This is a genomic window from Gemmatimonadales bacterium, from assembly GCA_035502185.1.
GTDB lineage: Bacteria > Gemmatimonadota > Gemmatimonadetes > Gemmatimonadales > JACORV01 > Fen-1245.
Window position 1 is genome coordinate 1 of sequence record DATJUT010000117.1, and the last position, 10,794, is coordinate 10,794.

The 10,794-nt window shown below is 71.5% G+C and carries 11 protein-coding genes; 8 read left to right on the forward strand and 3 right to left on the reverse strand.

The window, feature by feature from the left end; all coding sequences use genetic code 11:
- The coding region (locus VMF70_16160) for an aminotransferase class V-fold PLP-dependent enzyme (protein HTT69561.1) at window positions 1-1,116 on the reverse strand (1,116 nt) is incomplete at its 3' end.
- A 209-nt stretch (window positions 1,117-1,325) separates the two neighbouring features.
- Between VMF70_16160 and acpS the strand changes: the two genes are divergently transcribed.
- From acpS to VMF70_16185, 5 genes are all read left to right on the forward strand, one after another.
- Window positions 1,326-1,733 carry a holo-ACP synthase gene (gene acpS / locus VMF70_16165; protein ID HTT69562.1) on the forward strand — a complete coding sequence of 136 codons (408 nt, stop codon included), beginning with the start codon at window positions 1,326-1,328 and terminating at the stop codon, window positions 1,731-1,733.
- On the forward strand, window positions 1,705-3,390 hold the full coding sequence (gene acsA / locus VMF70_16170; protein HTT69563.1) for an acetate--CoA ligase: 1,686 nt from the start codon (window positions 1,705-1,707) through the stop codon (window positions 3,388-3,390). The genes acpS and acsA overlap by 29 nt, the downstream gene beginning before the upstream one ends.
- A 1-nt stretch (window position 3,391) precedes the next feature.
- Window positions 3,392-3,649: a hypothetical protein gene (locus VMF70_16175; protein ID HTT69564.1), complete on the forward strand. Its 258-nt coding sequence runs from the start codon at window positions 3,392-3,394 to the stop codon at window positions 3,647-3,649.
- Window positions 3,650-3,713: 64 nt separating this feature from the next.
- A complete protein-coding gene (gene kbl / locus VMF70_16180; protein HTT69565.1) occupies window positions 3,714-4,961 on the forward strand; it encodes a glycine C-acetyltransferase in 1,248 nt (415 codons plus the stop codon).
- Window positions 4,962-4,968: 7 nt separating this feature from the next.
- Window positions 4,969-5,172 carry a hypothetical protein gene (locus VMF70_16185; GenBank protein ID HTT69566.1) on the forward strand — a complete coding sequence of 68 codons (204 nt, stop codon included), beginning with the start codon at window positions 4,969-4,971 and terminating at the stop codon, window positions 5,170-5,172.
- Here the strand turns inward: VMF70_16185 and rho are convergent.
- On the reverse strand, window positions 5,169-6,230 hold the full coding sequence (rho, locus tag VMF70_16190) for a transcription termination factor Rho (protein HTT69567.1): 1,062 nt from the start codon (window positions 6,228-6,230) through the stop codon (window positions 5,169-5,171). The two genes, VMF70_16185 and rho, sit on opposite strands and share 4 nt — an antisense overlap.
- Window positions 6,231-6,425: 195 nt before the next feature.
- Between rho and kduD the strand changes: the two genes are divergently transcribed.
- The 3 genes from kduD to VMF70_16205 are packed head-to-tail and all read left to right on the forward strand — an operon-like array spanning window position 6,426 to window position 9,351.
- Window positions 6,426-7,247 (forward strand): 2-dehydro-3-deoxy-D-gluconate 5-dehydrogenase KduD, encoded by an 822-nt coding sequence (gene kduD / locus VMF70_16195; GenBank protein ID HTT69568.1) that lies wholly within the window; start codon window positions 6,426-6,428, stop codon window positions 7,245-7,247.
- A 17-nt stretch (window positions 7,248-7,264) separates the two neighbouring features.
- Window positions 7,265-8,095 carry a 5-dehydro-4-deoxy-D-glucuronate isomerase gene (kduI, locus tag VMF70_16200; protein HTT69569.1) on the forward strand — a complete coding sequence of 277 codons (831 nt, stop codon included), beginning with the start codon at window positions 7,265-7,267 and terminating at the stop codon, window positions 8,093-8,095.
- An 11-nt stretch (window positions 8,096-8,106) separates the two neighbouring features.
- Window positions 8,107-9,351 carry a DUF4861 domain-containing protein gene (locus tag VMF70_16205; GenBank protein HTT69570.1) on the forward strand — a complete coding sequence of 415 codons (1,245 nt, stop codon included), beginning with the start codon at window positions 8,107-8,109 and terminating at the stop codon, window positions 9,349-9,351.
- A gap of 103 nt (window positions 9,352-9,454) precedes the next feature.
- On the opposite strand, the gene VMF70_16210 is transcribed toward VMF70_16205, so the two are convergent.
- Window positions 9,455-10,794 (reverse strand): methyltransferase (locus tag VMF70_16210; protein HTT69571.1); only part of this gene is annotated, 1,340 nt, incomplete at its 5' end.

Here is a 10,794-nt window from a genome sequence, read left to right on the forward strand (position 1 = left end):
CTCGTTCAGCGGCCCGACGCTGAGCCGCACCGTGCCGCGCTCGCCCGTCCCCATCTGCTGGTGGATCAGCGGCGCGCACTGGAGGCCGGTGCGGCACGCGATGTCGTAGTCCACGTCGAGCAGCGAGCCCACGTCGGCCGGATCGCGGCCGACCAGGGTGAAGGAGAGCACCGGCAGCCGCTGCTCCAGGCTCGTCGTGCCGTGGAGCGTGACGCCCTCGATCGCCTCCAGTCCCGCCTGCAGGCGGCCGAACAGCTCCATCTCGTGCCGGTAGATCGCACCGATCCCGCGTCGGGCGAGGTACTGCTGCGCGAAGTACAGGCCCGCGATGCCGAGCAGGTTGCCCGTGCCGGCCTCGAGCCGGTACGGGTACTCGTCCAGGTGGTACGGGTACGCGGAGTGCACGCCGGTGCCGCCGAAGCGCGTGTGGCGGATCTCCACGCCTTCGCGGACGTACAGCCCGCCCGTGCCCGTGGGACCGAGCAGCGACTTGTGGCCGGTGAAGGCCAGCACGTCGATCGCCATCGCCTCGACGTCGATCGGAATCACGCCGGCCGTCTGGGCCGCATCCACCACGAAGGCGATGCCCCGCTCGCGGCATCGGCGCCCGATCTCCGCCACCGGCTGGATGGTGCCGATCACGTTGGAGCCGTGGTTCACGACCACCAGCTTCGTCTCCGGCCGGAACCGCCGCGCGATCTCGTCGGGGTCCACCCGGCCACCCTGCTCGAACGGCACGAACTCCACGCGGACGCCGCGGTCGCGCTGCAGGTGGTCGAGCGGACGGATCACCGAGTTGTGCTCGAGGGTGGTCGTGATGGCGTGATCGCCGCTCTGGACGAGGCCCTGGATGGCCAGGTTCAGCGCGTCGGTCGCGTTGGCGGCGAAGATCAGCCGCTCCGGCCTGGCGCCGCCGAAGAAGGCCGCCAGCGCCTTGCGGGTCTCGTGCACCAGCTCGCCTGCGACCATGCACAGGTCGTAACCCGAGCGGCCCGGGTTCACGCCGATGCGCGCGTACGTCTCGAAGGCCTGCTGCAGCACTTCCCGCGGCTTCGGAAAGGTGGTCGCCGCGTTGTCGAGGTAGATGGTCTTCCGCGAATCGAAGTTCAGGTCCATCGGCCCCTCCGGTGAGGCGCCCGCGCGGCCGCGCCGGGTCGGGCGCCCGCGTGAAGCGAGGAACCGCAATTCCCGTACTCCGGGCCCCGCGGTCGCCGCCGCGCCGCCGAACCCCGACTCGGAGCCGGGTGTTTTCCCCGCTGCGGGCGGCACACAGATTGCGCCGAAGTTGGTCGGAAAACCGTGACTCCCTCCCAAGGGGCGCACCCGTGATCGTCGGCATCGGCGTTGATCTCTTCTCCGTTCCACGGGTCGAGGACGACCTGGACAAGGGCGAGCAGGGTCTTCGGGACACGATCTTCACGCCGGAGGAGATCGCCTACTGCCAGTCGAAGCGGTACCCGGCGCAGCACTTCGCCGCCCGTTTCGCCGCCAAGGAGGCGGTCTTCAAGGCGCTCGGCGCCTCGGGGCTCAGCGGGACGCACTGGCGCGACGTCGAGGTCAGGGTCGAGCGCAACGGCCGGAGCTACGTGCTGCTGCACGGGAAGGTGCGCGAGGCGGCCGATCAGCTGAAGGTCGCCACCGTCCACGTCTCCCTTTCACACACCCGCGACTGGGCCGTCGCCAGCGTGGTGATGGAGGCCCCCGATGGCCGCGCCGACGCTAGCGCCAAGTAGCTGGGAGAGCGCCGAGCACGAGCTCGGCTACCGCTCCGGTGACCCGCTCAACATCGGCTGGCACTGCAGCGACCGGCTGTGCGAGTTGGGGCTGGGCGACACGGTCGCGCTGCGCTGGGAGAACCACGAGGGCCGGGAGCGGACCTACAGCTACGACGATCTCCGGATCGCGACCAACACCCTCGCGGCGTGGCTGGTGCGGCTGGGCCTCGAGCCCGGGGAGCGGATCTGCCTCTTCATGGACCGGGTGCCGGAGCTGTACCTGGGGTTCCTGGGCATCCTGAAGATGGGCGGCATCGCGCAACCGCTGTTCTCCGCGTTCGGCGAGGAGTCGCTGCACACGCGGCTCGACAACGCGGGCACCGCCGCGATCATCACCCAGAAGAAGCACGTGCTCAAGGTGCGGAAGATCCGCGGCTCGCTGCCGTCGCTGCGGCACGTGATCGTGGTGGACGCGCCGGAGTCGGCCCTCAAGGCGGGCGAGATCGCCCTGGCCCTCGACGACCTGCCGCCGGTCGGGCAGTTCGACGCGTACCCGAGCACCGCGGAGACGCCGTCGGTGCTCCACTACACCTCGGGCACGACGGGCCAGCCCAAGGGCGCGCAGCACGTCCATTACTCGCTCATCTCGCAGTACCTCACCAGCCGCGTGGTGCTGGACCTCAAGCCGGGCGACATCTACTGGTGCAACGCCGATCCCGGCTGGGTGACCGGCACGAGCTACGGCATCATCGGCCCGTGGGCCTGCGGGGTGACGCAGGTCGTGCTCGACGCCGGGTTCCAGGCGGACCGCTGGTACGCGTTCCTCCAGAAGCACCGCGTCACGGTCTGGTACTCCGCGCCGACCGCGATCCGGCTGCTGATGCGCGAGGGCACGGAGCTGGTGCGGAAGTACGACCTCTCCTCGCTCCGGCACCTGTGCAGCGTGGGGGAGCCGCTCAACGCCGAGGCGGTGATCTGGTCGCAGGAGGCGTTCGGGCGCCCCTTCCACGACACGTTCTGGCAGACCGAGACCGGCTGCATCGTCATCACCAACCTGCCGGGGATGCCGGTGCGTCCCGGCTCGATGGGCAAGCCGTTCCCGGGCATCGAGGCCACGGTCCTCGATCCCCGGACGCACGAGCCGCACGCGGCGCCGGGGCGGGTGGGACTCATCGCCCTCAGGCCCGGCTGGCCCTCGATGATGCGGAGCTACTGGAAGAACCCCACCGCCTACCAGAACAAGTTCAAGAACGGCTGGTACCTGTGCGGCGACCGGGCCTCGATCGACCCGGACGGCTACTTCTGGTTCGTGGGCCGCGACGACGACGTGATCAACACCGGCGGCCACCTGGTGGGGCCGTTCGAGATCGAGTCGGCGCTGCTGGAGCACCCGGCCGTGGCCGAATCCGCGGCGGTGGCGAAGCCCGACCCGATCAACATGGAGGTCGTGAAGGCGTTCGTGGCCCTGAAGCGCGGGTTCGAGCCCACCGCCGACCTCGAGCTGGACATCATGAACACCATCCGGCGCAAGCTCTCGCCGCTGGCGATGCCGCAGGAGATCGAATTCGTCGCGTCGCTGCCCAAGACGCGGAGCGGGAAGATCGTGCGGCGCATCCTGCGCGCCAAGGAGTTCGGCGAGCCCGTGGGCGACGTATCCACCCTGATGGAGGAGTGAGATGGACGACCTCTCCAAGGTCATCCTCGACTACGTGAAGCGCGAGTACATCGAGGAAGGGGACGACCGCGAGGTGGGCGTGGACACGGCGCTCATCAGCGGCGGCATCGTGGACAGCTTCTCGATGGTGTCGCTCAAGCGGTTCGTCGAGAAGAAGTACGCGATCCAGATCCCGGACGCCGACGCCACGCCGGCGGCGTTCGACAGCGTGACGAAGATCGCGGAGCTGGTGCGGCGGTTCCAGCAGGTGCACGCGTGACGGTGGAAGGCCGCCCGGCAGGTGGTCGGGTCGGTTAGCCTGGCGCACTGAGCAGGAGGACGACATGGCATACGGAACCAAGGCCCGCGAGTGGTACCAGTCGGAGCTGGCGGGCATAAAGGACGCCGGGCTGCTCAAGGAAGAGCGCTACATCAGGAGCCGCCAGGACGCCGAGATCGACGTGGAGTTCCCGGCCGGCTCCAAGCCGCGGCACGTCATCAACCTGTGCGCCAACAACTACCTCGGCCTGTCGAGCCATCCCGAGGTGGTCGAGGCGGCGCGGAGGGGGCTCGACGCCCGCGGCTACGGGATGTCGTCGGTGCGGTTCATCTGCGGCACCCAGGACATCCACCGCGACCTCGAGCGGCGGCTCACCGCGTTCCTCGGCACCGAGGACACGCTCCTCTTCCCGAGCTGCATGGACGCCAACGCGGGCGTGTTCGAGGCGATCCTCGGCGAGCAGGACGTCACCATCGCCGACCGGCTGATCCATGCCTCGCTGGTGGACGGCATCCGGCTGTGCAAGGCGACCCAGGACTCCTTCAAGCACTCCGACATGGGGCACCTGGAGGAGAAGCTGCAGGAGCACCAGGACAAGCGGTTCCGGATGATCGTCACCGACGGCGTGTTCTCGATGGACGGCGACCTGGCGAAGCTGGACGCGATCGTCACGCTGGCGGAGCAGTACGACGCGATGGTGTGCGTGGACGACTCGCACGCCACCGGCTTCATCGGGAAGACGGGGCGGGGGACGCACGAGCACTGCGGCGTGGTGGGCAAGATCGACGTCATCACCACCACGCTCGGCAAGGCGATGGGCGGCGCGTCGGGCGGGTGCGTGAGCGGGCGCACCGAGCTGGTCGAGATGTGCCGCCAGCGGGCGCGGCCCTACCTGTTCTCCAACGCCGTGGCGCCGGTGATCGTCGCGGGCGCCATCAAGGTGCTCGACATCCTGTGCCAGTCCACCGAGCGGCGCGACAAGCTGGAGTGGAACGCCGCCTACTGGCGCAAGCTCCTCGTGGACGCCGGCTTCGACGTGAAGAAGGGCGACAGCCCGATCGTGCCGGTGATGCTGTACAACGCCAAGCTCGCGCAGGACGTGGCGCGCGACCTCCTGGCGGAGGGCATCTACGTCGTGGGCTTCTTCTTCCCGGTCGTGCCCAAGGGCCAGGCGCGCATCCGCACCCAGCTCTCGGCGGCGCACGAGAAGGCGCACCTCGACCGCGCGATCGAGGCGTTCGTGAAGGTGGGCCGGAAGTACGACATCCTCGGCAAGGACAAGAACGCCATCATCCAGCAGTACGGCCTGTGAGGCGCCCATGACCACGAAGGCGGCGGCGAAGTGGGAGCAGGTGCGGGACCGGCTGGAGCTGGAAGGCTGGACGGTGAAGTGCACCCGCGTGTACCTGGCCGAGGCGCGGCGTGCGGGTCACATCGAGCAGGCGACCGGCACCACCGAGGACGAGGCGTTCGGCCAGTTGTGCCAGATGACGCTGCAGGACTCGGTCGACGGCTGTCCCTAGAGGCTGGCCAACAGATCGGAGTTCGTCTTCGAACGCCGCATCAGCGCCAGCAGCATCTCGACGGCCTGGGCGGGAGGCAGCCCCGCGAGCCGCCGCCTGAGCGCCAGGCGCCCCGCCACCTCGGCGGGTTCGCCGAGCAGCTCCTCGCGCCGGGTCCCGCTCGCCGGGATGTCCACCGCGGGATAGAGCCGCCGGTCCGCCAGCTCGCGGGAGAGCCTGAGCTCGGCGTTGCCGGTCCCCTTGAATTCCTCGAAGATCACGTCGTCCATCCGGCTCCCGGTCTGGTCGAGCGCCGTGGCGATCACGGTGAGCGACCCGCCGTCGGGGACGGCGCGGGCCGCCCCGAACAGGGCCTTGGGTTTGGCGAGCGCGGCGGCGTCGAGCCCGCCGGTCATGGTGCGGCCGATCGAGCGCCCCGCGGTGTTGTGCGAGCGCGCCAGGCGCGTCAGGGAGTCGAGCACGATCACGACGTCGCGCCCGATCTCCACCTGGCGCCGGGCGTGCTCGAACACCATCTCGGCCACGGCGACGTGCCGTGCGTGCGGCAGGTCGAAGCTCGAGGCGATGACCTCCCCGCGGCCCCAATCCACCAGCTCGCTCACCTCCTCGGGCCGCTCGTCAATGAGGAGCAGCAGCAGCTCGGCGTCCGGATGCCCCAGCGCCACGCCCTCCGCCACCGCCTGGAGCATGACCGTCTTGCCGGCCTTGGGTGGCGATACGATGAGCGCCCGCTGCCCGAGCCCGAACGGGCAGACCAGGTCCACGGCGCGCTGGATATCTGCGGTGCGCGCACTGGAGGCGCGCTCCGTCTCGAGCCTGAGCAGACGCGCCGGATGCACCGCCCCGAGGCTGGTGAACTCGGGGCGCGCTTCGAGGTTCTCGGGCGGCAGGCCGTTGACCGATCTCACGCGCCCGTCTTCCAGCACGACGAGGTCGCCGCGGCGCAGCCCCGGAAGGCGCAGTCCGGGGTCGCTCGTGGCCGGGAGGTAGCCGTGCGCCGCCAGGCGCAGCGCGCCACCTCGTGGGGTAGGGTCGTACCAGCCGGTGATGGAAGGCATGCACGCTTGCCGCACGAAAGATAGGCCGAGACCCGTCAACCACCAGCGGGGCGCGATGCCGCTTCTCGTCCGTGCGTCCTTGACGCGCCCACGTCCCGCCCAGATACTCGGACCGCTACCGACTCCGAGGTCGCATGCGCGCTCATGGCAGCGCCGGACATGCGGCGGTGACGGCGGAGCACGGATCGAGGGCAGATGAGCACGAGTCCGAACCTGAATCCGGCCGTGGGACCCAACCCGAGTCCGAGCGCCGGTCCCGCCACGCTCTTCTCGCTGGAGCGGAAGCGGGCGCTGGTGACCGGTGCGAGCCGGGGGCTCGGCCGGGCCATGGCCGCGGCGCTGGCGTCGGCCGGCGCGGACGTGGTCTGCGCGGCCTCGCGCCCGGGCGGGGCTGCCGAGACCGCCGCGGCCATCGAGCGTACCGGCCGGCGTGCCTGGGCAGTATCGGCCGACCTGGCCGACCGCGACGCGCTCAACGCCATGGCGGACGAGGCCGAGCGCGTGGCGGGTGGCATCGACATCCTGGTCAACAACGCGGGCACGATCCGCCGGCACCCGGCCGTGGAGTACCCGGCCGCGGACTGGGACGCGGTGCTGCGCACCAACCTGGACGCGGTCTTCCTCCTGGCGCAGCGGTTCGGCCGCGCCATGGTGGAGCGCGGCGGGGGCAAGATCGTCAACGTCGCGTCCCTGCTGTCCTTCAGCGGCGGGATCACCATCGCCGCCTACACGGCCAGCAAGCACGCGGTGGCCGGGCTGACCAAGGCACTGGCCAACGAGTGGGCGGGCCACAACGTGCAGGTGAACGCGATCGCCCCCGGCTACTTCCGCACCGACAACACCCGGGCGCTGCAGGACGATCCGGTGCGCTCGGCCGAGATCTCGGCCCGCATCCCGGCGGGCCGGTGGGGCGTGCCGGCGGACCTCGCGGGCGCGGTGGTCTTCCTCGCCTCCCGCGCGAGCGACTACGTGAACGGCCACGTATTGGTGGTGGACGGCGGCTGGATGGCCCGGTGACCCAGGAGACGCCACGGATGAGCATGCACTACTTGCCCTCTCCGGCCGAGACCCGGCGCCTGTCCACGGAGGAGCTGCGCGCGGCGTTTCTCGTCCAGGGTCTGTTCCGGCCGGGCGCGGCGACCATCCGTTTCTTCGACCTGGACCGGGTCGCCCTGGGCGGCGTGGTGCCGGCCCGCGCGCCGCTCGCGCTGCCGAATCCGCCGGAGCTGGCGGCGGAGTTCTTCCTCGAGCGGCGGGAGCTGGGCGTCGTCAACGTCGGGGGTGCCGGCAGCGTCCGGGTGGACGGCGCGGTCAGCCGGCTGGGCACCCGGGACGCCCTGTTCGTGGGACGCGGGCGCCGTCAGGTGGAGTTCTCGAGCGACGATCCGGCGCGGCCGGCGCGCTACTACCTGGTGAGCTACCCGGCGCACGCCGCCTTTCCCACCGCACACGTGACCCCGGCCCAGGCGGAGGCAGCCGAGCTGGGAACCCCGGACGGCGCCAACCGGCGGGTGCTGCGGCGCTACTTCCACCCGGAGGGCGTGCCCACCGCGCAACTGGTGATGGGCGTGACCGACCTCGAAGCGGGCAGCGTGTGGAACACGATGCCGGCGCACACCCACGCGCGGCGCACCGAGGTCTACCTGTACTTCGATCTTCCCGCCGACGGCTTCGTCATCCACCTGATGGGGGAGCCCGGCGAGACGCGGCACCTCGTGGTGCGCGAAGGCGAAGCCGTGCTGTCGCCGGGCTGGTCCGTCCACGCCGGCGTCGGCAGCGCGCGCTACGCCTTCTGCTGGGCGATGGGCGGCGAGAACCAGGCGTTCGGGGACATGCAGGGCGTGCCGCCGGGCGAGCTGCGGTAGGGGTGACTCCCATGGAGCGAGCCTGGATCCCGGGCGCCGCGGCGTGGACGGCGGCAGCCGTGGCGCTGATGGCCGCGGCTCCGCGCGCCTCCGGGCAGCGTCCGACGGGGCAGGCGACGCCCTCCGTGCTCGTGCGGGCGGAGAACCCGCTGGGGTTCCAGCGGCCGGACGAGGTGATCGAGCTGTCGTGGGCGACGCTGCAGCAGCGTCTCCCCGGGCTGGACACGGCGCGGGTGCGGGCGACGGACGCCGCCTCCGGCGCGGAGCTGCCCACCCAGGCGCTCGACAGCGACGGCGACGGCAGGATCGACCAGCTGCTGGTGCTCGTCGATTTCCCGGCGGGCCAGGTGCGACGGCTGCGGATCGAGCCGCTCGCGCCGGCAACGCGCGTCCAGCGGCGAGCCTACGCCCGGCACATCGAGGACCGGGACGACGTCGCCTGGGAAAGCGACCGCATTGCCTATCGCATCTACGGCCAGGGCCTGTGGAAGCAGGAGAACCTGCACAGCAGCGGCATCGACGTGTGGGTCAAGCGCACCCGCGACCTGATCGTGGACCGCTGGTACGCCAGGGGCCACGACAGCTACCACCGGGACACCGGCGAAGGTGCCGACTTCTACACGGTGGGCGCGTCGCTGGGCGCGGGCGGCGACGGCATCTGGAAGGGCGACCGGCTCTACCGGGCGGAGAACTTCCGATCGTGGCGGATCCTGGCTGCCGGGCCGCTGCGGGCGATCTTCGAGCTCAGCTACGACCCCTTCGACGCGGGCGGTCTCAGGGTCTGGGAGACCCGGCGCTTCGTGATGGACGCCGGGCAGAACCTGTTCCGCGTGGAGACCACGTTCCACACCGACACGGCAGACAGCGGCGCGCCGCTGACCTACGCCGTCGGATTCGTCAAGCACGCCGAGGGGCAGGTGGCGTCCAGCAGCTGGACCGCCGGTGGCCGCATGTGGCTGGCCACCTGGCAGCCGGTGGAGCGGGCGAACGGCGGCCACGGCGACCTGGGGCTGGGCGTGCTGCTCGACCGGGCCGCTCTGGTCGGGCTGAGGGAGACCGACGACCACGTGCTCGCCATCGCGATGGCGCGTCCGGGGCTGCCGGTGGTGCGCTACGTCGGCGCGGGCTGGACGGCGAGCGGCGACTTCACCGACGTACGGAGCTGGTGGCGGGCGCTGGACGTGCTCGCCGCGCGGCTGGCGTCGCCGATCGAGGTCACCGTGCTCGACTCCACGGCGGTCTCCGGCGCGCGGTGAGCGGCGCGCTCCGGAGGCCGGCCTACTCGTACCGCAGGGCGACCATCGGATCGATCCGCGCGGCGCGCCGGGCGGGCAGCCAGCTCGCGCCGAGGGCCACGCCCTAGCCGCGCACGCCCACCATCAGGTCCGCCGGTCCCTGCAGCCGGATGCGGCGCACTCCGCCGAAGCCCGCCGCCGCGAGCCAGGCGGCATACTCGGCCTCGGTGTAGGTGCTCCCCGCCTCCGTTCCCACCAGCATGTTGATGGCGAACAGCACCGCCTGCCGCGGCCGGGTGCGTTCGGGCTCCAGGATGAAATCCTGGATCACCACGCGTCCGCCGGGGGCCAGGGCCTTCGCCGCGCGCGCGAGAAGATCGCGGTTGCCGTCCGGCCCGAGCATATGGCAGATGGCCGAGAGGAAGACCAGGTCGAAGTCACTCCCGAAGTCGTCCCGGCGCAGGTCGCCGGCGCGAGTGGTGACCCGCCGCGAGAGGCCGGCCCCCGCGACGTGGCTCGCCGCGATCGGGACGACGGTCGGCAGGTCGAGCACCACCGAGGTGAGCGCCGGATTCGCCTGCGCGAACGCGATCGAGTAGGCACCGGAGCCCCCGCCCACGTCGAGCATCCGCTTCACGGGGCCGGCGCCGACCGCTTCCACGACGGTGGGCGCGCGCGCCGCGGCGTTGCGGTGCATCGCCGCGATGAACGGCACCGTCCAGTCGTCCCCCCGCTCGCGCATCTCGGCACGGAGCGACACGTGGCCTTCGCGCACCGCGTCGGTTAGGGAGGACCACGTGGTCCACAGGCTGAGGTTGTGCTTGAGCGCATCGCGGGCGTCGTCGGGCGCGCCGGCCACGAGGAACCGCGCGGCGACCGGGGCGTTGGCGTAGCGGTCGCCCCCGAGCTGGAGCACGTCGAGTGCGACCAGCGCGTTGAGCAGCAGCTCCGTCGCCCGTCGATCGGTCCCGCACCGCTTCGCCACTTCGGCGCCCGTGGCGCCACGGCCCACCGCCGTGAACGCGTCCAGCTCGATCGCCGTCAGCAGGATCCGGCTCTCCTGGAACCCGCGGATCATCGTCGCCAGGTCGTCGGGCAGCATGCCCGCCGCCTCGCGGGCCTGCACCGACGCCAGGTACCTGCCGCGGTTCGTCTGGATCTCGGCCCTGACCGCCGCCTCGTCACGGTTGGCGAGCCGCGCCACCGGGTGCCCGCCCACGAAGTGCTCCCGCACGATCTCGGGCACGTCCTCGGGCGTCACGCCCGAGTACCACGTGCCGTCCGGGTACACGACCAGGTTGGGCCCGCGCTCGCACAGGCCCACCGAGCTGGTGGTGGTGAGCTGCACGGTGTCGGCGAGCCCCCGGGCGCCGATCTCGCGCCGCAGGGCCTCGAGCACCGCCGCCGAGCCGCGGGCCGAGCAGCAGGGCAGGCCGTCGGGCTTCTTCTGGTCGCAGGCCAGGA